The 23,180-nt window shown below is 45.3% G+C and carries 24 protein-coding genes; 14 read left to right on the top strand and 10 right to left on the bottom strand.

Going from position 1 to position 23,180, the window contains the following annotated elements; genetic code table 11:
- Positions 1-38: 38 nt before the first annotated feature.
- Positions 39-1,694 carry a DUF4091 domain-containing protein gene (locus tag EKN16_RS27375; protein ID WP_125664184.1) on the top strand — a complete coding sequence of 552 codons (1,656 nt, stop codon included), beginning with the start codon at positions 39-41 and terminating at the stop codon, positions 1,692-1,694.
- Between the two features lie 344 nt (positions 1,695-2,038).
- Here EKN16_RS27375 and ptsP read toward each other — a convergent pair whose 3' ends face one another.
- The 8 genes from ptsP to EKN16_RS27415 form a co-directional block, all read right to left on the bottom strand.
- Entirely contained in the window at positions 2,039-3,784 is a 1,746-nt protein-coding gene (gene ptsP, locus EKN16_RS27380) for a phosphoenolpyruvate--protein phosphotransferase (RefSeq protein ID WP_331852353.1), read from the bottom strand.
- A gap of 36 nt (positions 3,785-3,820) precedes the next feature.
- Positions 3,821-4,093, bottom strand: a complete 273-nt coding sequence (locus tag EKN16_RS27385; RefSeq protein WP_125664186.1) for an HPr family phosphocarrier protein — start codon at positions 4,091-4,093, stop codon at positions 3,821-3,823.
- A 22-nt stretch (positions 4,094-4,115) separates the two neighbouring features.
- Entirely contained in the window at positions 4,116-4,568 is a 453-nt protein-coding gene (locus EKN16_RS27390) for a PTS sugar transporter subunit IIA (RefSeq protein WP_125664188.1), read from the bottom strand.
- 126 nt (positions 4,569-4,694) lie between these two features.
- Complete coding sequence (locus EKN16_RS27395; protein WP_125664190.1) at positions 4,695-6,080, bottom strand: PTS fructose transporter subunit IIC; 1,386 nt, start codon at positions 6,078-6,080, stop codon at positions 4,695-4,697.
- Positions 6,081-6,116: 36 nt separating this feature from the next.
- Entirely contained in the window at positions 6,117-7,061 is a 945-nt protein-coding gene (pfkB, locus tag EKN16_RS27400) for a 1-phosphofructokinase (RefSeq protein ID WP_125664192.1), read from the bottom strand.
- Positions 7,058-7,846: a DeoR/GlpR family DNA-binding transcription regulator gene (locus EKN16_RS27405; RefSeq protein WP_125664194.1), complete on the bottom strand. Its 789-nt coding sequence runs from the start codon at positions 7,844-7,846 to the stop codon at positions 7,058-7,060. The genes pfkB and EKN16_RS27405 overlap by 4 nt, the downstream gene beginning before the upstream one ends.
- Before the next feature lie 271 nt (positions 7,847-8,117).
- Complete coding sequence (locus EKN16_RS27410) at positions 8,118-9,527, bottom strand: sensor histidine kinase (RefSeq protein ID WP_232016044.1); 1,410 nt, start codon at positions 9,525-9,527, stop codon at positions 8,118-8,120.
- Positions 9,517-10,191: a response regulator transcription factor gene (locus EKN16_RS27415; protein ID WP_125664198.1), complete on the bottom strand. Its 675-nt coding sequence runs from the start codon at positions 10,189-10,191 to the stop codon at positions 9,517-9,519. Before EKN16_RS27415 ends, EKN16_RS27410 begins: the two co-directional genes overlap by 11 nt.
- Positions 10,192-10,350: 159 nt before the next feature.
- Here EKN16_RS27415 and EKN16_RS27420 point away from each other — a divergent pair, with 159 nt between their 5' ends.
- Together EKN16_RS27420 and EKN16_RS27425 are read left to right on the top strand one after the other, a co-directional pair.
- Positions 10,351-10,791 (top strand): hypothetical protein, encoded by a 441-nt coding sequence (locus tag EKN16_RS27420; protein ID WP_125664200.1) that lies wholly within the window; start codon positions 10,351-10,353, stop codon positions 10,789-10,791.
- Between the two features lie 2 nt (positions 10,792-10,793).
- A complete protein-coding gene (locus EKN16_RS27425; protein WP_125664202.1) occupies positions 10,794-11,498 on the top strand; it encodes a PspA/IM30 family protein in 705 nt (234 codons plus the stop codon).
- A gap of 142 nt (positions 11,499-11,640) precedes the next feature.
- On the opposite strand, the gene EKN16_RS27430 is transcribed toward EKN16_RS27425, so the two are convergent.
- The gene (locus EKN16_RS27430) at positions 11,641-12,054 is read right to left on the bottom strand and encodes a cupredoxin domain-containing protein (RefSeq protein WP_125664203.1); all 414 of its coding nucleotides are present in this window, start codon (positions 12,052-12,054) and stop codon (positions 11,641-11,643) included.
- Between the two features lie 273 nt (positions 12,055-12,327).
- Between EKN16_RS27430 and EKN16_RS27435 the strand changes: the two genes are divergently transcribed.
- The 7 genes from EKN16_RS27435 (at position 12,328) to EKN16_RS27465 (ending at position 19,090) form a co-directional block, all read left to right on the top strand.
- Positions 12,328-12,765 carry a MarR family winged helix-turn-helix transcriptional regulator gene (locus tag EKN16_RS27435; protein ID WP_125664205.1) on the top strand — a complete coding sequence of 146 codons (438 nt, stop codon included), beginning with the start codon at positions 12,328-12,330 and terminating at the stop codon, positions 12,763-12,765.
- A gap of 303 nt (positions 12,766-13,068) precedes the next feature.
- Complete coding sequence (locus EKN16_RS27440) at positions 13,069-13,641, top strand: TetR/AcrR family transcriptional regulator (RefSeq protein ID WP_125664207.1); 573 nt, start codon at positions 13,069-13,071, stop codon at positions 13,639-13,641.
- Between the two features lie 87 nt (positions 13,642-13,728).
- Positions 13,729-14,250 carry a hypothetical protein gene (locus EKN16_RS27445; protein ID WP_232016045.1) on the top strand — a complete coding sequence of 174 codons (522 nt, stop codon included), beginning with the start codon at positions 13,729-13,731 and terminating at the stop codon, positions 14,248-14,250.
- A 212-nt stretch (positions 14,251-14,462) separates the two neighbouring features.
- On the top strand, positions 14,463-15,317 hold the full coding sequence (locus EKN16_RS27450) for an AraC family transcriptional regulator (RefSeq protein WP_232016046.1): 855 nt from the start codon (positions 14,463-14,465) through the stop codon (positions 15,315-15,317).
- Positions 15,318-15,378: 61 nt separating this feature from the next.
- The gene (locus tag EKN16_RS27455; RefSeq protein ID WP_125664213.1) at positions 15,379-16,353 is read left to right on the top strand and encodes a phosphotransferase enzyme family protein; all 975 of its coding nucleotides are present in this window, start codon (positions 15,379-15,381) and stop codon (positions 16,351-16,353) included.
- Between the two features lie 523 nt (positions 16,354-16,876).
- Positions 16,877-17,677: a COG4705 family protein gene (locus EKN16_RS27460; RefSeq protein WP_125664215.1), complete on the top strand. Its 801-nt coding sequence runs from the start codon at positions 16,877-16,879 to the stop codon at positions 17,675-17,677.
- A gap of 1,023 nt (positions 17,678-18,700) precedes the next feature.
- Positions 18,701-19,090, top strand: coding sequence for a tautomerase family protein (locus EKN16_RS27465; RefSeq protein ID WP_125664217.1), 390 nt, complete (start codon positions 18,701-18,703; stop codon positions 19,088-19,090).
- 190 nt (positions 19,091-19,280) lie between these two features.
- Here the strand turns inward: EKN16_RS27465 and EKN16_RS27470 are convergent, their stop codons facing one another.
- Positions 19,281-19,586 (bottom strand): hypothetical protein, encoded by a 306-nt coding sequence (locus EKN16_RS27470; RefSeq protein WP_125664219.1) that lies wholly within the window; start codon positions 19,584-19,586, stop codon positions 19,281-19,283.
- A 132-nt stretch (positions 19,587-19,718) separates the two neighbouring features.
- Between EKN16_RS27470 and EKN16_RS27475 the strand changes: the two genes are divergently transcribed.
- From EKN16_RS27475 to EKN16_RS27485, 4 genes are all read left to right on the top strand, one after another.
- Complete coding sequence (locus EKN16_RS27475; RefSeq protein WP_179955567.1) at positions 19,719-19,952, top strand: hypothetical protein; 234 nt, start codon at positions 19,719-19,721, stop codon at positions 19,950-19,952.
- A gap of 71 nt (positions 19,953-20,023) precedes the next feature.
- Positions 20,024-20,221: a hypothetical protein gene (locus EKN16_RS32515; RefSeq protein ID WP_164523012.1), complete on the top strand. Its 198-nt coding sequence runs from the start codon at positions 20,024-20,026 to the stop codon at positions 20,219-20,221.
- A 43-nt stretch (positions 20,222-20,264) separates the two neighbouring features.
- A complete protein-coding gene (locus EKN16_RS27480; RefSeq protein WP_164523013.1) occupies positions 20,265-21,242 on the top strand; it encodes an aminoglycoside phosphotransferase family protein in 978 nt (325 codons plus the stop codon).
- Positions 21,243-21,374: 132 nt separating this feature from the next.
- Complete coding sequence (locus EKN16_RS27485; RefSeq protein WP_125664222.1) at positions 21,375-22,958, top strand: phytoene desaturase family protein; 1,584 nt, start codon at positions 21,375-21,377, stop codon at positions 22,956-22,958.
- Positions 22,959-23,180: the final 222 nt, after the last annotated feature.

Below are 23,180 nucleotides of genomic sequence, written 5' to 3' on the forward strand. Positions count from 1 at the left end.
TTAAAAGAAGTTCACTCGTAAAGGAGCCCTATGTAGCTATGCTTGAGACTAAATGCCTGCACTCATTAGAGAAAGTTTTTCCTGACGATGATCGTAATGAAAGTCCTTATTCCCGTGCGACTGCTCTTCGAGGGGAGCAGTTCTCGTTTCAGGTTGCCTATCGGAACCAGTCGCAACACACGCTTAGAAACATTACGGCCCGTGTATCTTCTGGATTGTCTGGATTGTCAGCCAAGCTATCTATTCGCCATGTGGGGCTTGTTCCTTCGGAATTCCCATGCTATCCCGATCATGATGAGCATATTATTCGGTCATCGGCTGGCTTATTCCCGGACCCACTTCATCCCATTCCGGAGAGCGGATTACATATGCCAGCTCAACAATGGCGCTCGGTATGGATATCCGTTGAGCTGAGTGAGACAACGATTTCTGGAACGTATCCGATCGTAATTACATTTGAACAAGACAATGGAGAGCTTCTGGCAGAGGAAACCTTCGAGCTGGAGATTATACCTGCAACGCTTCCGGAGCAAAAGCTTATTCACACCGAATGGTTCCACACCGATTGTTTGTCCAATTATTATGAGGTGGAAGTGTTCAGTGAAGCACATTGGAGCTACATTGAGAAATACATTCAGACCGCCGTTCGAAACGGGATGAATATGCTGCTGACACCACTCTTTACACCGCCACTAGATACCAAGGTTGGAGGGGAGCGTCCGACAGTCCAACTGGTCGACGTGCTCAAGGATGGAGATACTTATTCGTTCAGCTTCGAACGGTTACAACGATGGATTGAAATCTGTGATCGGAGTGGAATGCGGTACTTTGAATTCTCCCATTTATTCACACAGTGGGGAGCTAAGCATGCACCGAAAATCGTGGCAGCCGAGAAGGGGAGTTTAGTTCAGATATTTGGCTGGGATACGGATGCAACAGGTGATTCGTATAAGTCATTCTTGAATCAGCTTCTTCCAGCACTTGTTTCTTTTCTGAAGGAGCATGAATTGGAGAGCCGCAGCTACTTCCATATCTCGGATGAACCATCCTTGGAGCATTTGCCTTGGTACAAAAGTGCAAGCGAGATCATGCAATCGCATTTGAGTGATTTTCCTATTATTGATGCACTCTCGAATATCGAATTTTATCAGGCTGGACTTGTGGAAAATCCAATTCCGGGAAATAACCATATCGAGCCTTTTCTTGAGAGCGGCGTGTCTAACCTGTGGACGTACTATTGCTGTGTCCAGTATAAGGAAGTGTCGAATCGATTCTTCAATATGCCTTCCGCAAGAAATCGTATTATGGGCCTGCAAATGTATAAATTTGCGATTAAGGGCTTCCTGCATTGGGGCTATAACTTTTGGAACGCTCAATATTCGGAGCGGCAATTGAATCCCTTCCTAACAACCGATGCGGATTATGCATTCCCGTCGGGGGATTCTTTTCTAGTCTATCCTGGCGAAGAGGGACCGATTGAGTCACTTCGAATGGTTGTTTTTCATGAAGCACTTCAGGATATGCGGGCGCTCGAGCTGCTGGAAAGTCTAGTTGGTCGAGAGCAAACCTTGGCTCTGCTGGAGGAGGGACTCAGCGAAGCTATTACTTTCGATAGCTATCCAAGAGAAGCAGGCTGGCTGCTTAGCTGCAGGGAAAAAATAAATCAAAATATTAAGCTGCTTAGCGTGGTGTAGTGATAATTGCATGTGTAGTGATAATTGCATCAATCAATTTTCATATATAATGGAATGGGGCTGTCCCAAAAGGGTAAACTTGAGTAAGACAATCCCATAATATCGCAAAAGAACCTTCAAGCCACTATGAAAGTGGATCTGAAGGTTCTTTTTTACCCGAATATTACGTGAAAAGTGAAGGTTAAATTTTCCGGAAATGACTTTTGAGACAGCCCCTTCACATATTTACTACTTAGTTGTTAATATGCAAAAAGTACTATTATCCATCATCGAAGAATATGCCATAGCACAATTTGATAATGAAATTCTTAAGCAAGAGCTAACCTCGTCTTCTCCCGTATTCCTTATTGCTGCAGCTTCAAGAAAGCCTCTAGTTCGGAGCGGATTTCTGCTGGCGTATCTAGGTCGAGGAGTCGTTCGGTCAACTGCACGCAAGCGCTGCGCTCGAGCTTCCTTACCGTCTGCTTAATTCGTTGAATCGAAGAAGGCGACATGCTCCACTCGTGCAGGCCGAGTCCGACTAGCAGCGGAGCGGCTAGCGGATCTCCTGCCATGGTGCCGCACATACCGACCCATTTTCCGTGTTTATTCGAAGCGTCGATGACCTTCTTAATGAGCTGAATGATCGCTGGATGAAAGTAATCGTATAAATAAGAGACCTTCTCATTCATCCGGTCCACTGCAACCGTATACTGTACCAAATCATTCGTGCCGATGCTGAAGAAGTCGACCTCTTTGGCCAAGCGATCCGCCATTAGCGCGGCGGACGGGATTTCAATCATAATGCCAATTTCGATGGCCTCGCCCACGTTCGCTCCTTCGCTAATTAACTGCTGGCGAGCTTCTTCATACAAAGCTTTGGCTTGACGCCATTCGTCCACTCCAGAGATCATAGGGAACATGATCTTTACGTTGCCATATGCTCCAGCCCGGATAATGGCACGCAGCTGGGTAAGAAATAACTGCTTCTGATCGAGACAAAGCCGAATAGCGCGATAGCCAAGAAAGGGGTTCAGCTCTTCGGGAAGCTGAAGATACGGCAGCGCCTTATCGCCTCCAATATCCAGCGTTCGGATGACGACCGGGCGTCCCTGCATCGCTTCCGCAGTTTGGCGGTAGGCTTCAAACTGTATCTCCTCCGAGGGCATTTGGGATGCGCTCATGAACAAAAACTCCGTCCGATACAAACCGATGGCTTCCGAACCTTTCTCGAGCAGGCCGACTGCTTCCTGAGGCGTTCCGATATTCGCGGCCATCTCGAAGGCAAAGCCATCCTTTGTTACAGCAGTAAGTGAACGATAAGCATTCAAGCTTTCCTGCTCCATCTGCTCAACAGCAAGTTGAGCTGCAAAGGCATCCTTCGTCGCTTTCTCTGGATGCAGCACAATTTCGCCTGTTGAGCCGTTGATGATAAGCTCCTCACCATGCTGAATCCGCTCAATCGCTGAGCCTAACCCGAGCACGGCTGCGATTCCAAGCGAGTTAGCGAGAATCGCGGTATGAGACGTTTTGCCCCCGATGCGCGTTACGAAGCCAAGCACATATTGTTTATCCAGTTGAACTGTATCGGAAGGTGTCAGGTCATCTGCGACAAGGATGACCTCAGCCGTAATATCGGTCAGACGTGAACCCTGATATCCGACAAGATGCGTCATTAGCCTACTGCCGACATCTCGAATATCTGCCGACCTCTCACGCATATATTCGTTAGCCATGGCTTCAAATAGCCCAGCGACCTGATTCACCGTACGGCGAACTGCGGTTTCAGCCGACCATTGTTCATTTTGAATGAGCTTCTGCATCGGAGGGTAAAAGGCAGGGTCATTCAAGAAGCTAATCTGCCCTTTTAATATAGCGGCCTTCTCTTCACCAAGCGTCTGCTGGGCCCGTTCAATGAGTGCGGTAAGCTCCAAAGTGCACTGCGCCTTTGCCAGCTCCAAGCGTGCCAGCTCTTTATCCGGCTGCTCGGCCTTGCTCTCTTTGATCTCATCAAGCTTCAACGGCTTGTAAACAAAAACCTTACCCATCCGAATGCCCTCAGATACGCCTAGTCCTGTTAATCTCTGCTCGATTGTGTCTGTCATCATCATTCGTTCCTCCTCGCTGCGCTTCTTATAAGCCGATCATTAGGTTTCTCCGAATCCGCTCTTAACAAGCTCAGATAGCTCCGCGACGGCTTCCGTTTCATCCGGGCCTTCGGCTTGAATCGTAATAACAGAGCCTTTTTCTAGACCAAGCGTCATGAGGTTGAGAATGCTTTTGGCATTGGCCTCTATTGTTGTGCCTTCCGGCATAATCATAATCGTCGATTGAAATTGTATTGCCTTCTCCGTAAATAGCTGTGCGGGACGAATATGAAAACCAGCATCGTTCTGAATGACTACTTTTTGTGAGTACATGAGTTAAACCTTCCCTTCCTAATTAGATCGTTGCAAGCAAGCTTTTTAGTTGGTCCGAATTCTCGACGGCCATTAGCTTCTCGCGAAATTCAGAATCAATGAGCTTACGGGATAACGCGATTAATATTTTTAGATGGTCCTTGCCATCGGCAGCCTCGGGTACAGCAATCATAAATACAACCTTAACCGGCTCACCGTCGAGTGATTGCCAATCTGTAGGTGTGGATAGCTTAGCGAATGCGAGACCTGCTTTGGCGACGCCATTTGATTTGCCATGCGGAATCGCAACGCTGAAGCCGACGCCTGTTGATCCGGTGCTCTCGCGAGCAAGGACCGCATTCATGTATGCTTCCTTGTCCGATACGGTACCTGATGCTGCAAGACCGTCAATCATAGCAGCTATAATACTATCTCTATCCGTCGAGGTTAGTGGTATAAAAATGGCTTTTTCGTCTAGCAGAGAGTTAATGTTCATGGTGTATTCCTCCTGAAATTTAATTGTTTGAAATAGACAATGGGGGAGAAATCCCCCTATATCCAAATTCGTTTAAGACTGGTTTATGACTGGTTTAAGACTGGCTTATGACTGGCTTATGACTGCTTATGATTGAATACGCTGCTCTACTGGTTTTTTGAGAAAGCTCAGCATGGCTGCTGTGACAACCGTACCGATTACAATCGCCAGCGTATAAAGAGCGAGGTGGCCAACCGCATTCGGAATTGGGAGAACAAAGATACCGCCATGCGGAGCGCGCAGCGTTGCCCCAAAAGCCATCGACAATGCGCCGGTTATGGCCGAGCCAACCATAGCGGAAGGGATGACGCGGAATGGATCGCTCGCAGCGAAAGGGATCGCGCCTTCCGTAATGAACGAGATGCCGAGTACCGCTGCAGCATTGCCAGCATCCTTCTCTTCTTTGGTAAATTTATTTTTCGCCAATACTGTTGCTAGCCAGAGACCGAGCGGAGGTGTCATGCCTGCAGCCATTACCGCAGCCATTGGACCGAATACGTTACTTGCAAGCAAGCCGACCGCAAACGTATAAGCGGCTTTGTTCACCGGACCGCCCATATCGAAGGCCATCATCGCACCGAGCAGCAGGCCAAGCAGTACTGCATTTGTTGTGCCTAGTCCTGTAAGCCAAGCTGTAAGACCATCCATAATGCCTTTAACGGGATCGCCGATTATATAAATCATCATAAGGCCCGTGAAGGCAGACGCAAGAAGCGGAATGAGCAGGATCGGCTTCAAACCTTCAAGGTTGCGTGGAAGCTTAATATATTTCTTCAAGAAAAGAGAGGTGTAGCCTGCCAGGAAGCCTGCGAGAATTCCGCCAAGGAAGCCTGCTCCGATGCTTGATGCAAGCATACCTCCGATAAGACCTGGCGCGAGGCCGGGCTTCTCAGCGATAGAGAAGGAGATAAAGCCGGCAAGAACGGGAACCATAAGGGCAAAAGCTGAGCTGCCCCCAATTTGCATCAATGCGGCTGCGAATGTGCCTTTAACTTTGAAAGCTTCAATTCCGAAAACGAATGATAACGCGATAAGCAGACCGCCTGCCACAACAAGAGGAAGCATATGTGAAACGCCTGTCATCAGATGCTTATAGGGGCCGCTTCGTGTTGCGCTGCGATCCGACTTCGATTGCTCCACCTGCTTCGCATAATCGTCAGGAGAGGCTGCTTGCTTAGCTAAGGCTTGTTCCAGCAGACCAGCAGGGTTTTTGATTGCTTGAGCGACAGCGACCTTCACGACCGGCTTGCCTAAGAACCTACCTTCAAGCACATCGGTATCGGCAGCGACGATAATGGCATGCGCTTCAGCAATTTCCTGCTCGGTAAATTCGTTCTCGACGCCGACAGCACCTCTGGTTTCCACTTTAAGTGCAATATTTTTTTCCTTAGCCGCTTTAATTAATGATTCAGCAGCCATATAAGTGTGAGCGACACCGGTTGGACATGCAGTTACAGCGAGTATTTTTTTCATAGAGCGTAACCCTCCTTAGAATGGGCAGATGACCCTTTAATAATGTGTAAGAGTAACTAATTGAAGTGAATGCATGACCTCGTGAAGCGTACATACTTGTGTGCCTGGCTTAGAAGCCGTGATCGTGCCTGCTGCTGATGTCCATCTGGCCGTTTCTTCAACTGATTTGCCGTTAAGGAAGCTGTATACCAAAGCAGCAACCATGGAATCGCCTGCTCCTACCGTACTAACCGGCATAATCGGGAACGGGCTTGCTTTCACCGCTTCCGTCTTGCTGACGAGAAGTGAGCCTTCCGCGCCCATCGAGACAAGCACGTATTCGATGCCACGATCAATTAATTTTCTTACGGCTGCAATCATTTGTTCCATGCTGTCGAACGTCTCACCTAGGAGAGCTTCGAGCTCATGAACATTGGGCTTGATGGCGAATGGGGCCGCTTCGATTCCGAGTGCGAGCGCCTCGCCATCTGCATCAAGAATCGTTCGAATTCCTTGCGCACGTGCAATTTCGATTAGCGATCGATAGTAGTTGGGAGGGATGCCGGGAGAAAGGCTGCCGCCCAGTACGATAATAGACGCTTCGGCAGCCTTCGATTTGAACACGGCCTGGAACTGCTCAAGCAGATCGGTATCAACCATAAACCCTGGCTCGTTGAGCTCCGTCGTCTGCTTCGTTGATTCATCAACTATTTTCAAATTAACTCGTGTCTCTCCTGGAGCTTCAATCATTGTCGAATCGATGCCCAGCTTCTCTAGCTGGTCTCGAATGACCTGCCCTTGATAGCCTGCCTTGAGACCCAGGGCGTTAACATCAACTTCGAACAGCTTCAATACCTTGGCAACATTAATACCTTTGCCTCCTGCATCGGTCCGCATCTCCTTAATGCGATTTAACCCTCCGTACTCAAATTGCTCTATGGTGACGGTTTTATCCAATGCCGGATTTAAAGTGACGGTGATGACTGGAGCAGCCGGCTTCATTGTATAACACCTCCATGATCAGCTAAGGCGACAACGATCCCGATTTCTTCGAATACCTGCAAAATAGCCGGTGATGCGAGAGAATCAGTAATCAGTGTTGTGACATCCTCGGGATCTCCAAAGCGAGAAAAGGATATCTTTCCGAACTTACTATGATCCGCGAGCAAAAAAACCTGATCTGCCGATCGAATCATTCGTTTCTTCGTTGCGGCTTCAATAAGATTCGGCGTCGTCAATCCGGCTTCGGAATCAAAGCCGTTTGTTGCCAGGAACAGCTTATCGACATGAACGGATTCAATGGCGCGCTCTGCGAAGGGGCCGACCATTGCAAGTGTCTCTGGGCGAAGAGTGCCTCCAGTGAGCAGAAGCTCAATGTTCTTCTCATTCGCCAGCTCCTGCGCGACCATGACCGAATTGGTCACGACGGTTAATCGCTGGAAGTTCTTCAGCAGCTTAGCCAAATGATAAGTCGTGGTACCCGAGTCAAGCATGATCGTATCGCCTTCACGTATGAACGATAGCGCCGTCCTTGCAATAGCCAGCTTTTGCTGCTGAAAGCGATCCTCTTTCTCTAGGAAGGAGGGCTCTATATTATCATTTTGCATGACTGCAACCGCGCCACCATGTGTACGCTGCAGCAGTTCTTGCACTTCTAGATCTTTAAGATCCCGCCGTACCGTCGATTCCGACACTTGAAAGTTGTTCGCAAGCTCCTGAACAGAAGCTCGCCCTTGCTGGTGAACGTATTCCGCGATCTGCCGCTTACGTTCTTCTTCAAATAACATATCGCTCTTCCTCCTTCAGTCAAATCCATGAAGCTTATTTTGCATATTGTGCTCATTTGTGAATGAGTTAAAATTATTATTGCTCATTTGTTCTTGTTTATGATTATATATGACCGATTAGAAAAAGTAAAGCGCTTTCCACGACTGTTTATGATCATATATGCAGGATCTTTTTGGACGAAATACATTCATTTGGATTGCGAACAACTAGAGGAATGCGAACAACTAGAAACGGCTTCTTCGCCCGATTTGGACAAAGAAGCCGTTCTTATTACCGTTCAAACGGAATTTTTACTGTAAAGGTGCTGCCTTCACCGACGATACTCACAACTTGAATGGTTCCCTTGTGAGCATCCACAATCCATTTTGCAATGGCAAGGCCGAGTCCGTGACCGCCGAGCTGGCGAGAACGGGATTTATCCTTTCGGTAGAAGCGAGCAAAGATCCGCTGATGCTCCTCGGGAGGGATACCAATTCCGGTATCCTGCACGACAATCTTCAGGGCAGCCGCCGATTTAATGGTTTCCATCGATAAAGCAACAAGGACAGAACCGCCATCGGGCGTATACTTGATTGCATTGTCTACCAGCAGTACCAGCAGCTGCTCCAAACGATCCGCATCTCCTCGTATAGGCAGCGTTCCCGGACCTTCGAGTCGAAGCGTAATTTGCTTGGCTTCAGCAAGCGGCTGGAGAGAGTGGATCATCTGTTCCGCATGAACCCGCAAATCGAGCGGCTCTCTTTGCAGCTCCAACGTACCTGAATCGGACCGAGCGAGCGTCAACAGATCCCCTGCGAGCTTGGTCATTCGTTTTACTTCACCCTTCATATTAGCCAATACCCTTTGAGAAAAAGGATCCTTTTCTAGCGTTTCCTCCATCTGCAGCGTATCAATCGAAGAGAGCAGGACGCTGAGCGGCGTTCGCAGCTCATGAGACGCATCTGCAACAAACTCCCGCTGCCTTGTATAGGCATGCATGATCGGTATCATGGCCCGCTTGGACATAATATGACTCACATACAAGGCGAGCATGAAGAAGAGAAAGCCTAGACCCAGAAGGGCAGCTAATGACCAGCGGAAGAGGGTTAATTGAAAGGAGACATCTCGCCCGATATAGAGCGTTCCGATCAGCTCATCCTTCATATAGAGGGAACGTCCGGTCATCATTAATCTCAACCTTTGCTCCTGCTCGGGACGGAACTTTTTATTGAAATCACGATGCTTCTCGCGTCCGTGAATATCTACTATGCGAATCTCGTTCGACTCTGGCAGCCAGCCAGACAGCCGAGATAAAAGTTCATCTCGCGCTTCTGCTTGAAGCTCCTCTCCGAATTTGAGCGTGCCTGAGGCATCTACCCAATAGTAGAAGAACTGATTTTGTCCGAGAGTGAAAGCAGTTGTATTAGTCGGATTTGGCTGCTTCATGGGATCCGGTTTAATGCCTTTATGAGCAAGAAGATCACTCACTTCAGCGATCTCCTCATTCGCCAGCGTTTGGAGCTGCCGTTTGGGATCGTTGATCAAGATATAATACAGCAGTCCAATAACAATGATAATAAATAAGATTAAGAATAACATCAGCAATCCGCTGTACTGGAGGGTCAGCCGGTTTTGGGTGCGACTGAATACCGATGTATGCTCTGGCTTACGCAGATTCCTAAGCAAGGCTCTAATTCTCAAGTTTATATCCCACCCCGCGTACGCTTTGGATAAAGCCATCTTGTTCGGAGCTGCCGAGCTTTTTCCGTAAAAGCTTAATTGTAGCGTCTATGGTCTTGAGATTAACGTCCGCATCCAACCCCCAGATTCGATCGAAGATGATCTCCCTGGTAAGCACCAGCCCTTTATTCTGTACGAGTAGATCGAATAGCTGAAATTCTCGCGGTGAAAGTTGAATCCGGTCGCTTCCCTTATGTACCGTTTGATTCATCCGATGCAGCTCATAATTACGGATAAGAACGGTATCCTCCTGTATAGGTGCATAGTTCCGGCGGGTAAGCGCGCGAAGCCGAGCTAGCAGCTCATCAATTTCAAAAGGCTTGACTAAATAATCATCAGCGCCGGCATCCAAGCCTTCGATTCGGTCCTGCAGTGTATCTTTAGCTGTCAGCATGAGTACGGCGCCCATATAGCCTTCTTTTCTCAAACGACGACAAATCGTTGTGCCATCTCCACCTGGCATCATCCAATCCAGAATGAGTACATCGTAACTGGAGCCTGCCGCATAATCGTAGGCTTCTTCACCCTCGGTCACCCAATCGACGCTGTAACCAGCTTTTTTCTTCAACATATGGGCAATGAGCTCGCCAAGAAGCGGATCATCCTCCGCTAATAAGATTTTCATTACCGCCATCGGCTCCTTTGCCATACAAATTATATATCTAGAAGATACCACAATTGGATGAAAAGAAGATGAAAGAGACTTTCACTATATTTTCACCAAGTTCGTTTATCTTGATGAAGTAGCAAGTGAAAAGAAAACCTAGTGAAAGGAGGAACGTCAATGAAGAGAAGATCGAAAGGCGTTAAATTAGCATTAGCAGCCGCTAGCTTATTGATTCTGTTGGTTATTGTCGTCAACGTCTTTCATGGAGACGGTCATCGTTTCTCTGAAAGGCAGCAGCAAGTCGCTATTACTCAGAATGGACAAATGTTTATCGTAGAAAGAGGTCATGGGCCTGGAATCGCTGAAGGGCAAATGTTCAGCAGAGGTGAAGAATTCAGGCATCATAGCCATAATGAGGGTGCGCTTCTTGGCAAGCTTGCATGGATATTGCTGATCGTCGGCCTTATCACCTTCTGGCTCTATCGCAGAGTGAAACGGTTCTCTCCACGTCATGCACCGGTTGGCCCGATGATTGAGATGAACGTACCAAATATACCTACCCGTAACGTCGATCTGTTAGACGAATGGGAAAAAAATATAAATAAAGAGGAGAAATGAAGATGGGACTATTCAAAAGAGTGAAACATATGGCGACGGCGGATTTGCACAACTTTTTGGACAAGGTAGAGAATCCGGTTAGTATGGTGAAGCAATATATTCGGGAGCTGGAGGAGCAGATTGGACAAGCCCAGCGGGCGTTATCCCAGCAATATTACGTCGAGCGGAAATACGAGCTGCAGATCGAAGAGCTCGCAGCATTGGTAATGAAGCGATCCAGACAGGCGGAGCTTGCGGTTGAACGCGGTGAGGATGGAATCGCGGAGCTTGCGTTAGAGGAGAAGTTGAAAAATCAAACCAAGCTGACGTTATACAAGTCCCAGTACGAAACAATCAAAGCTCAGTCGGATTTACTGCTGGAGCAGATTAAGCGAATGAAAGAGAAATACGATGAGCTGCAGCTGAAAAAACAGCATTTATTTGCAAGGATAAGCGCAGCACAGGCGATACAAGCTACTAGTTCTGCTATAACCCCTTTTGATGCAGACCGATTCAATTATGGGCTATCCCGTATCGAAGAGCAGGTAGGGAGACTTGAAGCCAATGCCCTCGCGGGACGCCAAGTCGGTGAGGTGCTGCAAGCCGTACCAGCTAGCAACCAATTGGAGCGGCAAGAGGAAATCCAGAAACAATTGGCAGCCTTGAAGGAGAAGAAGGGATTTGGTGTAAGTTTAGATTTAGCGCCATCCACCACGAACGGAAATTGAAGAAACCACAATGTGTAAAAGAAACCACAATGAGTAGAAGAAACCACAATGAGTAGAAGAATTGAAGGGGCGGTCTTCTAGCAGCTGTTGCTGCTAGAAGACCGCCCCTTAATCTTATGGCTAACTATTCAAATGAGATGATCTATTCAACAATGATTTTTCCAGTCATTTTGCTATGACCCCCTCCGCACATAACAGCACAGTTAAATTCAAAAGTACCTGCTTTGTCAGCTGTGAATTCAGTCGTACCTGCACTAGTCAGCTTCACATTATAATCGGGGATCTCGATACCATGGCTACCTGCAGCGTTTTTGAAGGTCAATTTTACTTTATCGCCTTTTTTGATGTGAATCTCTTTTTGATCGAATTCGAAGTTTTTGGCTGTTATTGTAATGTCTTCGGTACCACCAGTGGAATTCGAAGTTGCAGTATTTGAATTAGAAGGAGTCGTTGTGTTTGCATTTGTGGCTGCAGTATTCGTACTGTTGCTTCCGCATGCTGAGAGTGATAAGACGGTCGCTAGGGCGATCGATGCAATTGCTAGCTGTTTCTTCATACTCGTAAAAACCTCCATGAAATTTAGTTATCTTACTGATAAGATAATTGTCATAACGAATGTTACTCTTATTAAACATGTCTGTCAATTGTGAAACCTGGTGTTTTACTAGAAAAACGGGTCGTAACGGGTAATTGACGTATTTCGTTCAAAGGTTTAACATAATTAATATTCAATGGTAACAATATTACAAGTAAGATAATTAGGCGTGCTATACTCACAGTATAATGGAACCCTTCAGCGGGCATAGTAGAGACATGAAAGAGGGAGCATATGATGAATAGACATGAACAATTGTATGCCTGCTCGCAGATGTTCGTTGTTCATAGGCGTAAGTGGGAGACGGAATGGAATCGTCATAATGCAGCACTAGATCTAACTGCCACGCAGGCGAGCTTCCTAACCCTTCTGAAGAGGGAAGGGCCGAAGCAATCCAAGGAATTGGTTGAACGACTTGGCGTCACATCAGGTGGTGTCACGACTATAGCCGATAAATTGCTCGAGCGGGGTTTAATACGTCGCTCACGAGATGGACAGCAAGATCGACGAGCAGTTCTGCTTGAGATAACGGATATGGGGTTGGAAGTGGAGAATCATGCACAAGAGGTGTGGTGGAAGGTAACGGATTCCATTTTCTCGGTGCTGACGGATACGGAAGTAGCCATATTGAAGCAAATTTATACGAAGCTTGCATTAGCCCCGAATACATAGATAGATGAATAATAAACGCAGCCCCTTTATGCGAAGTGGGGCTGCGTTTATTTCGTTACACCTACTGGTTATCTTTAGGACTAGTTGTTGGGCAGAAATGATAATTTTTGAGACCGCTTTAATGGTGGTCTTTTTTTGAATACTGGCACATTTGTTAAGCTAAACGGATAACTATAGTTCAACAACAAGAGGGCTGCCGTGTGGTAGCCCTTCGCTCAATAAAAATCCATCTTGACATTCCGGACACCAACATATAACATACGTTATATAACATATGTATTTATTGAATGTGGAGATGACAAAATGCCCCCAAAAGCAGAGATAACGAAGGAAAAGGTTTTAGACGCAGCGTTTGAAATGGTACGGGAACAAGGACTTGAAGTTCTGACGGCTAGGAGCATCGCGCAAAGACTTAAATGCTCTACCCAGCCTATTTACAGCATGTATGGAAGCATGGAAGAAGTTAATGAAGATGTATTTAACCGAGCAGTTGATTTTGCCCTTACCAGCATGAAACAGTACGAGAATGAAAAAAACGCGCCTGCCATGAATCTGGCGATTGGTTGCCTGCTTTTCGCCCGAAATGAAAAGCAGCTTTTCAGAGCCTTATACCTTTCTGATTATAGTAGTCATTACTTAAAAAGGAACAAAGACAAACTTAACGATGAAATATATGCTGCTTTTTTAAAGCTCGATAATCGGCTAAGTACGATTGCAGAGAGCAAGGTCCAGAAAATGTTTCTGAAACTTACCGCTTATTGGCTTGGAATTGGCACGATGATCAATACAAATATGTTAGAACTCGATATCAACGAGGCTATAGAAATGTTAGCAGAGATGTACCAAGCTCTAACGATCAATGAAGGTGTGATATAACATAATGTTGGAGGTGAGAAATTGATGTTTGAGTTTTTGACGCACTACTATAAACAGGGGGACTTGCCTTTTCGAAGTTTATCCGCATTGACTGATTCTGAAGCTCTAAAAATAATGGAATCTCTCTACGAAGACAATCCTTTAGCTGAAAGATTTAAGGAACCAGTCCAATACTTGAACAACAGAAAACAAACAGAAAAATGGGTAAGAGATGAATTTATTGCAAAAGGTGGGCAGCCAAAAGATGAGTATCCACTGTACGCTGTGCTTGGATACTCTAATTGGATAGAAAACCATTTATCGAGCTTTGACATAGACAGGATACATATACCTCTTTCAATTTTTACTGAACTTGATATTAGCTTTACATATCCAGATAGCATGGTAACTTATTTGCTTGGTATGGATAAACATGCAGTATACTATCAACCCGAATATCATGGTAAAATCTTCACTCTTTCCGAAGTCAATTTATTAGCAAATATGTATGGAGCACCTGAGGAGAAATGGAGAACCGCACTTTTAGAAGGAATGGGTCCATATATTGAATATATTGAAGCACAGATTTGGAACCATAAGCCTCTTTTAGCGTATCTGGGAACACGATAGTTAAGGAGCTTGCTATACGAGGGCTCCCTTTTTCGTTTGTTAAAGTAACGGGCAGTACAGCGTGGTGAAAGGAGTCGTATTACCTCTTGCTCAAACCTGCGTTTAGATACTGGCAACCATGATATTTCTGTGCAAGGATTGCTAGGCTCCATTTTCCACCATTACCTATAATTATACTTGAAAGAAGGATCTGAATGGATTGGCTAGGCCGCATGAATAACGCAATGGAATATGTCGAAACACACCTGTCTGAAGCAATCGATTACGATCAAGTGGCTAGAATAGCCTGTTGCTCAACTTACCATTTTCAGCGGATGTTTTCGTTCATCACAAATGTTACGCTGGCGGAGTATGTTCGGCGCAGGCGGCTCACCCTTGCCGCATTTGAACTGCAAAACACGGGTGTAAAGGTTATCGACATTGCATTGAAGTATGGTTATGAATCGCCTGAGGCATTTTCCAGAGCGTTCAAAAAAATGCACGGCGTGGCGCCAATGTCAGCGCGCGACAAAGGCGTTTCACTCAAGGCCTATCCTCGGTTATCCTTTCATATTTCGGTTCGAGGAGATGTGGAGATGAATTACAAAATCGAGGAAAAACAAGGTCTTGTAATGTTCGGTGTTTCAACTCTGGTCAATGCCGATGGCGAGAATCCGTTTGTTGAAATACCTAAATTTTGGGAGAAGTGCATTTCCGACGGAACAGTAAATCGAATCCGTGCCGCCGCAGGTTTGGGGGGACATGGCCAGATTCATGCGGTATTATACAACAACCAAGGCGAGAAATTTTCCTACATGATTGGTTACTTTTTACCCCAAAGTGGCTTGCTGGTAGGGTTTGAAAAGCTTCAAATTCCCCCTCAGACTTACGCGATTTTCACAACCGGAATCAATCCCGATGGACAGAATGATATTCATGGATTGTGGAAGCGTATCTGGGGCGAGTGGTTTCCGAGTTCTAATTACGAATTTGCAAATGGCACTGAGCTTGAAATGACCTATGATCGAGGCAACGGCATGTACGAAATGGAAGTTTGGATCCCTGTCGTTAAAAAAAGTGAGTCGTAGGCATAGTACCATATCATTACCTTAGTGTTAGGGGCGATTTCCTTTGGAAGGTGTGAACAGAATGGATAATGCAATCATTGCGCAACATGCGCTGACGCAGTACGATATTAACGTTGTATCCGTATCGCCAGTAGCTCAAAGCGGCGCCGCGGTTTTCAAAATTGAAGATAATTGTGGATTGTTATACAGCCTGCGTGTTCACAAATCTAAAATCAATACGCTTGAAAAGATGTGGACGCGCCCAGATGTGCTGGATTCTGAGTTGGTATGGCTGGATGCGCTTAATCGCGATACTAGTCTCACCCTCCCTGTGCCAAAACGCAATCAGCAAGGGTCATATGTTACACAAGTGGACGATATAAATTGCACGATGCTCAGTTGGGTGGAAGGCGAGCAAAAACAATACTTTACCAGCGAGCAAGAATTGAAATCCACCGCTGAAATGACGGCAGCTTTGCACCATCATGCCAGTAAGTGGCAGCCCCCTTCATCTTTTATCCGTCCAACGGTTAATCGTGCACGCATACAGAATGCTCTGGACTTGCTCAAGCAGCAGGTGCGGGAAGAGTTATTAGATGCACACGATGTTCAGATCCTTGAAGCCGCTGGGGAAAAAGCGATGGCCCTGCTCGACACTCTCCCTATAAATAAGTTGACTTGGGGCGTATTGCACGGTGATATCGTTCCTCCCAATATCGTGTTTGTAGATGGGGTTGCAAATCCCATTGACTTTGGCGCGTGTGGATTCGGTCCTTTTCTCACTGACTTGGCCATCACATTTACCTTTATTCATCCCAATGCCAGACAGCAATACATTGATTGGTATGGAAAGCACTTTCCGCTACCAAATGATTATGTGGCACAAATAGAAGCATTATTTATTTCGCTAGTGCTAATCGGGATGAGGAACGCTCTTGGTATGCCTGAATCGAACAATTGGCTGCCGACGCATGTGCATAAGTCTGCATCTCGTGAATTTGGCAGGTATGCAAATGGGGAGGACTTTTTATTTACAGGCACACCATTTTGGGAATGATAAGCAATTTTATTTATAAAGAGATCACGATTTCAGGAAAATGATGACTTGATTTTGCTAATTGAGAACGATAGCTGAAATAAAGTGAGTTCAAATAAAGGGCCATCCCGCAAAGGATGGCCTTAAAACTTGCCGTTACAGACAGCGCGGAGAACCGTATCACAAATAGTGGTAAAGCGGAGGGTAGAGTTAGTGGTGAGTTTGAAAGAGTACAGTAATATGGAATAATCTCGATTTTAGCTTTGCAAAAAAAATTAGTGAATTCAGCTAACCGGCATTTAGGATCGGACATTGTTATAGTATGACGGGAAACGATAGCTTAATAAACTAAGAGCGGCTCGTTCAAGTAAACAGTCAAAGACTTCTAAAATTGAAGTCTCTGGCTGTTTTTTCTATAGTAACTTTCATCGCATTCTCATTTTCCTTTAGTATACTAAGACCGCGATAGCGTTGCAAAATCCTCTCCCACGAGTCAGGAGGTTTGGCATGCTTATATGGAACAAGGAAGGGGTACCTGTTGGACATGGACAAATCACTATTAAAAATCGGTGATCAAGGCAAAAAAATGATTACCAAAGTTCCAGAGATTACGCTTTTCTTTTGGATTACGAAGCTACTAACGACCGGAATGGGCGAAGTGGCGTCCGATTATCTATTCGAGCGTCTAAACCCTATGTACTCGGTACCACTCAGCGTTCTAATATTTATAGCTGCAATGGTGCTGCAATTCAAAGTGCGCCGATATGTGGCAAGCATCTATTGGTTGGTTGTCGTCATGGTCAGTATTTTCGGTACCACAGCTGCCGATGTAGTGCGCGTAGGATTGGGCATCCCGTATGTGGTTTCGACTTTGTTCTTCGTTGTGGCGCTTGCTGCAGTTCTCATCACGTGGTATGTCAAAGAGAAGACGTTATCGATTCACAGCATATCCACCCGTCGTCGCGAGGTGTTTTACTGGCTAACCGTACTGACAACCTTTGCGCTTGGAACTGCAGCGGGTGATATGACCGCAACAACAATGCATTTGGGCTACTTATCTTCAGGTATTTGGTTTGCTGTCATCCTTGCTATTCCGGCGATCGGTTATTTCATGTTGAAATGGAAAGAAATCTTCGCCTTTTGGTTCGCTTATATTATGACGCGTCCGGTAGGCGCCTCATTCGCGGACTGGCTATCCGCGACACATAATAGTGGCGGGCTGGGTCTTGGGAAAGGGTCAGTAACTTTTGTCTTAACTATTCTGATTGTAATACTCGTCGTCTTCCGAGGCGGATCTGCGGCACAAGTAGCGGAGCTCGAAAGTGATGCGGCAAGCGGGTTTTGATGTTGGATGTTATAGCTTGAAATAAGAAAGAGAGGAGGGCGAATCCGCCCTTCTCTCTTTCTTATTTCCGATAGAGTGAGTAGAGTTAAAAAACCATGCATAGTAAAATATACTAAACATGAAATAATTAGGTAGGTTAATAATATTATCGAAATAAAGAGGCTAATTAGTAGAGACTTTATGATCGAGGATTTGGAAGAAATACATGTGTATGCATCGGATCCATTAGTAGTAAAGTATATGTTATGGGAAACTCTTGATTTATCTTTTCTTTGGTCACTATTTGAAGTAGATTATTTGATCTAAATTATTCCTAGAGGAGTGTGCAAATGTGGAGAACAATCCGCCACTGATTTTAGTTGTTTAGCATAGGCAAAATCAAGGGGATTGCGATGAGAAATAAAATGTCGATGTCATCGGCTATGTTGTCGAGTGACAAGAACATATACGCTTATGAAGCCGCATATCTGCGGCTTTTTTCATGTTAACGATATATGTTCTTGTCAAAAGCCAGTGACAAGAACATATATCGTTTGCCGATTTAGGACAAGAACATGTATCGTTGTCCGCAGTTGAGGATTATTCTCAATTTGAATAACTAAAAGGCAGGCAGAGGAGCAACAGCGGCGTTTATCGTTAAGCTAAGGGCAGCATAGTTGCAATTTGTGGTATTATTTTAATGAGGGTAAGTTCCTTTTTAGAATGAGTCCCTTCGGGGCAATTTCTTTAGGAGGTGATTAGCTGAATAAGTATGTCATATTCATTTTCTTCTCCGTGGGGTGTATAGTTCTTCCTATAATATTTCTTATTTATGGATATTGGAATGCATCTCAGCCCAAAGTGGGTCCTGTAGCCCAAAATAATAACCTGACCGATAGGGCTTCACTCAAATGGAAAACATTTGAGGGGGGGGTATTACGCTAACGGGCAGATGGGTTTTATAGTCTGAAAGTAACTGTTATATTTTAGTTGTACCCGAAAATAGTCGAGAAAAGTTGAGATGAGAAAGGTGAGATGAGGAGCATGGCTCAAGTGAAGATTTTTGGTTTGAAGGAAAATTTAAACCCAATAAAGGAAAGATTTTCGGAGATAATTCATACATGTGTAGTTGAAGCATTTAAATTACCAACCGATAAAAAATTCCATCGTTTTTTTCCAATGGATAAGGAAGATTTTCATTATGCCCCTGAACGTACAGAAGCATATACCATAATTGAACTGAGTATATTTGAAGGGCGTTCGGTGGAATCGAAAAAACATTTGATACGGTCGCTTTTTGAACACATCCAACGAGAACTAAGTATTTCCCCGCAAGATATTGAAATAACAATCATCGAGACTCCTAAATCAAATTGGGGAATTAGGGGATTGCCTGGTGATGAGCTTCAGCTTAATTACAATGTAAATGTATAGTCTTTAATAAGGCGACCAGATTTGGTTGCTTATTTTTTTTTGGAACGACCCAGCACTTCGTTGTGTGAACGGGCAGTATAGTTTAATTGGTTCATTTAGGTAAATGCAAAACTAACGTAATACGATAGTGCACAAAAACACGAAGGCAGCCGATGGGAAACGATCGGCTGCCTTTATTCAATTCATCTGCTTAGCCTTGCAGATTTAACGAGGCGTGTTCTTTATCGAAATAATAGCGTCGATAGTTGCTGACATGGCCGAAAAAATAGCGCGTGACGCTGATAAATCGCTTCACATTCAGATCCTTGTTGTACCAAATCGACCGGATCATATTCTTCTGTCTATAATGCTGATCGATCTCAGCCGACAACGCCTGATCGGCGATGTAGCGTTTTAATACTATTTTCGGCACATTCGTCCACAGCGCGGCAGCTTGCCCGTACACGCAATCGGTTTCTTTGCCGTAAACGACTTGGTCCATGAGTGCTGCAATCATGTTAAAAACCCGCTGCCCGGACGAACAAACTACTTCTACCCAATCGCGGGTTGATTTCGAACATCATGTATTTGCCATTTGCCCGTCCTGCTGTCGAACTTCATGTCGATGTTGGAAAATCCGACATAACCGATGTTTTCCAAGAATGCACCACCATATGGAGGCGGCAAAGCTGACGCGGCGGTGTTTGCAGAGAGTGCCATTCAAATGTTGAACGCGGCGAGTCAGGGAATTCCGAGAGTTGTGAACCAAATATGCGGGCAGGCAGTGTTTGAGGCGGAAGGAAAAGGGCTAGAAGTTATAGTAGAAGAACATATAGGCCGAGTCCTCTCCGATATGGACCGGCAACGGGGAACTGCGGGATAACTCGCCGGTTTTCCATAGTGTGAGTGATTGGCGTTATACCTCCCACCTGCCTGGCGTGCCTGACATACAAGATGAACGCTGATTTTGATACGGATAAATTAGCTGATTATTGTGTACTTGAGAGTGATACGTTTTGGACCAAAGTTAACGGGAATAGGCAATGGTCGATTATGATTGATGGTGTTGCAGTTGATATCAAGGCTAATACAGGAGAATTTGTTCAAATGGTATTTCCTTTGGATGGAGTCATTACTGAACTCCCAAAGTAATGGTCTCACCATTGTGCTATCTAACGAGAGTGGAGTTGAAGTCATGAATAGCAAGTCAAGGATTTATAAAACAATTAATATAAGGGAAATAGAACAAATCGTAAAAAGTGCTTTTGATACAGACACGACTATAGATTCGTGGAGGGAACTCAGTGGTGGACTGTTTAATACGACTTATTTTATAAAAACACTACGGCCTACCAAAAGCTTAGTCCTGCGCATTGCTCCAATAAGACAAGAGTTGCTGTTTGATTTTGAAAAGGTAATGATGGGGATTGAGCCAGGACTCTATAAGTTATTCAATGATCATAATATCCCGGCACCTAAAGTAATTCTTTATGATGAAACTCATCGCATTTTACCGCGAAATTATATCATCACTGAATATATAAATAGTATTACTTTAAATGACCCTTCTTTTCCAGGAGAGCACAAAAGTAAAATTCAATATGATCTTGGCGTTTATACAGCAAAACTACACAGCATTAAATCAGATAAGTTCGGGTGGCCTACGCCGAATAACGAAGTTAACGGCTCACATTTATGGTTGGATGTAGTTAAGAAGTTTGTTGAAGAAGATGCGGAGAAAACGTCAAATCATCATGTTTTTTCAGAAAAAGAAATAAAAGAGTTTAATGAATTTTTTCGAAAAAATGATCATCTTTTCGTTAATAGAGAAAGACCAAGCTTAGTTCATAATGACCTGTGGGACCCCAATATTCTCGTCCATAAAGTGAATCAAGATTGGGAAATTGCGGCAATTATTGATGCAGATCGTGCTATGTATGCAGACCGTGAATTTGAATTTGTACTGTGGGGAAATGACCCTCATTTTATGAAGGGCTATGGAATCGGACTAGATATGTCAAATGAGGGTATCCTTCGGCGAAAAGCTTATTCTCTAATAACAGGTTTTTTTGGAGCCTATGTATACAAAGTCCAATATGATAATGAAACAGCGTACATAGATACTAAAAATTGGGTTCTAGATGTTTTGAAAGATGTTATGAATAATTCCTAAATAAGCTATGGATTCCTATGTTCGTTATTAAGCATGCCCATAGAATAATTGTCGTACGACAACAAACGTCATACTTTGTTCGTAGCATCGGTTAGTATGGATTCAACGATGCTTAGTGAGGAGGATGACGACGTGAATACGTATGATGTAATTTTGATAGGAAGCGGACATAATGCTTTAATTGCTGCTGCCTATCTGACAAAAGCCGGCCGCCGAGTGCTCGTTCTGGAGAAGAATGATCGCCCTGGCGGTTTTGTTCGTACAGAGGAGCTAACTCTCCCAGGATTCAAGCATGATGTTTACGCTGCAGCTCACCCATTGTTTCTAACGGGACCCGCTTATGGGGACTTGGGTAAAGAGCTGGAGGAACGAGGGCTGCGATATATAAATACGGAGTTACCAACCGGTGTTTCGATGGAGAGTGGGGAGACCGCTGTATTTTCTCGTACAATTGAAAAACTAATTGTGGAGGCAGAGCGGCTTGCTCCAGGTGACGGAGCTTCATTATCCAAGATGTTTGAGCAGTTCAACGCCTATGCAAATGATGTATTTGGATTATTTAATATGGATCTTGCCGAGCCCAAGGCTTCCGCTATCATTAATAAGCTATTCCAAAATAAAGGGCGTGCGGGATACTCGGATTTTGCATCTATATTCCTATCGACCGCGCGACAAGCTGTCCAATCCTTTCAGTCCCCTGTGTTAAAAGCGATGCTTGCTCCATGGGTTACTCATCTTGGACGGACTCCTGATGAAGTAGGAAGTGGGATTTGGGTGCCGCTAACCGCGATGGCCTTAATGGGAGGCGGGATGCCGATCCCTGAGGGTGGCAGTGAGAAGCTTGCGGAGGCTTTAGCTCGGCTTGTGAAGGACAAGGGAGGAACTATTCGCACACATTCGCTAGTTAAGCGCATACTTGTGGAAAATGGGAAAGCGGTTGGTGTTTCCACAGTGAACGGAGAGAACTTTTACGCCAAGCAAGCGGTTGTTGCTTCAACTGGTCCTGATCAACTGTATCTTTCACTTCTGGCGGATACGAAAGTTGACGAGAAGTTGCGACAGCAAGCAAAAGGATTCCGATATGGCAGAGGTTGCGTGCAAATCCACCTTGCACTTAGTGAACCACCACGATGGCCAGACGTGAGATTCACCCAAGTGGGTCAGCCACATTTGACGGATGGACTGGATGGCTTTACCTTGGCCATAGCGCAAGGAATGGTCAATTTGCTTCCTGCAAAACCAACTTTTACAGTTGATTGCTCCACGAATCTTGATCCGACAAGAGCGCCTGCGGGCAAAGCTATTATGCGTATACAAGTGCTTGAGGTGCCGATTAAACCTCAAGGTGATTCGGCAGGTCTTATCGACGTTGGAGATGGCTCTTGGACGCCTGAGCTTACAGAGAGATTCACAGAGCGAGTGCTTGCAATCGTGGGCAAGCATATTCCCAATATACCAAGTGATATTATCGGATATTCGGTAGTGACGCCGGATACCATTGCGCGGTTTAATCCTAATTCAGGTCCAGGTGACCCGTATGGCGGTTCCCATGAATTGGGGCAAAGCTACTTGCTCAGGCCATTGCCTTCACAGCCAAGCCATCAGACCGAGATACCTAATTTATTCATGCTTGGTGCGGGGACTTGGCCGGGACATGGTATTAACGGAGGATCAGGTTATATTGTCGCTCAGAAGCTGTTGTCGAATCATAAATGAAGTAGAGAGATAGTACTATAGCCGTTGTTGGCAAGAGCTTCGGCAAATATCGATGAGCAGGCGCTATGAGAGCCTGCTCATTTTGTTTACGAACGGGCAGGTTAGCGCAGCCATGATATTTGAAATTCCCAGCAATGGTCGTTCACGCTGTCATCTACATCAGAGTGAGCACTGAGGAGCAAGCATTGCAGGGGTACAGCCTTGAAGCTCAAAATGTCGGCA

Source organism: Paenibacillus baekrokdamisoli, assembly GCF_003945345.1.
Classification (GTDB): Bacteria; Bacillota; Bacilli; order Paenibacillales; family Paenibacillaceae; genus Paenibacillus_Z; species Paenibacillus_Z baekrokdamisoli.

Coding starts and splice junctions, on each gene's coding strand:
- EKN16_RS27375 (WP_125664184.1), top strand. CDS start 39: ATGCTTGAGACTAAATGCCTGCACTCATTAGAGAAAGTTTTTCCTGAC.
- EKN16_RS27455 (WP_125664213.1), top strand. CDS start 15,379: ATGGATAATGCAATCATTGCGCAACATGCGCTGACGCAGTACGATATT.
- EKN16_RS27435 (WP_125664205.1), top strand. CDS start 12,328: ATGATGAATAGACATGAACAATTGTATGCCTGCTCGCAGATGTTCGTT.
- EKN16_RS27465 (WP_125664217.1), top strand. CDS start 18,701: ATGGCTCAAGTGAAGATTTTTGGTTTGAAGGAAAATTTAAACCCAATA.
- EKN16_RS27385 (WP_125664186.1), bottom strand. CDS start 4,093: ATGTACTCACAAAAAGTAGTCATTCAGAACGATGCTGGTTTTCATATT.
- EKN16_RS27425 (WP_125664202.1), top strand. CDS start 10,794: ATGGGACTATTCAAAAGAGTGAAACATATGGCGACGGCGGATTTGCAC.
- EKN16_RS27440 (WP_125664207.1), top strand. CDS start 13,069: ATGCCCCCAAAAGCAGAGATAACGAAGGAAAAGGTTTTAGACGCAGCG.
- EKN16_RS27430 (WP_125664203.1), bottom strand. CDS start 12,054: ATGAAGAAACAGCTAGCAATTGCATCGATCGCCCTAGCGACCGTCTTA.
- EKN16_RS27390 (WP_125664188.1), bottom strand. CDS start 4,568: ATGAACATTAACTCTCTGCTAGACGAAAAAGCCATTTTTATACCACTA.
- EKN16_RS27475 (WP_179955567.1), top strand. CDS start 19,719: ATGTTTTCCAAGAATGCACCACCATATGGAGGCGGCAAAGCTGACGCG.
- EKN16_RS27415 (WP_125664198.1), bottom strand. CDS start 10,191: ATGAAAATCTTATTAGCGGAGGATGATCCGCTTCTTGGCGAGCTCATT.
- EKN16_RS27405 (WP_125664194.1), bottom strand. CDS start 7,846: ATGTTATTTGAAGAAGAACGTAAGCGGCAGATCGCGGAATACGTTCAC.
- EKN16_RS27470 (WP_125664219.1), bottom strand. CDS start 19,586: ATGATTGCAGCACTCATGGACCAAGTCGTTTACGGCAAAGAAACCGAT.
- ptsP (WP_331852353.1), bottom strand. CDS start 3,784: ATGATGATGACAGACACAATCGAGCAGAGATTAACAGGACTAGGCGTA.
- EKN16_RS27395 (WP_125664190.1), bottom strand. CDS start 6,080: ATGAAAAAAATACTCGCTGTAACTGCATGTCCAACCGGTGTCGCTCAC.
- EKN16_RS27450 (WP_232016046.1), top strand. CDS start 14,463: ATGAATAACGCAATGGAATATGTCGAAACACACCTGTCTGAAGCAATC.
- EKN16_RS27460 (WP_125664215.1), top strand. CDS start 16,877: ATGGACAAATCACTATTAAAAATCGGTGATCAAGGCAAAAAAATGATT.
- EKN16_RS27420 (WP_125664200.1), top strand. CDS start 10,351: ATGAAGAGAAGATCGAAAGGCGTTAAATTAGCATTAGCAGCCGCTAGC.
- EKN16_RS27480 (WP_164523013.1), top strand. CDS start 20,265: ATGAATAGCAAGTCAAGGATTTATAAAACAATTAATATAAGGGAAATA.
- EKN16_RS32515 (WP_164523012.1), top strand. CDS start 20,024: ATGAACGCTGATTTTGATACGGATAAATTAGCTGATTATTGTGTACTT.
- pfkB (WP_125664192.1), bottom strand. CDS start 7,061: ATGAAGCCGGCTGCTCCAGTCATCACCGTCACTTTAAATCCGGCATTG.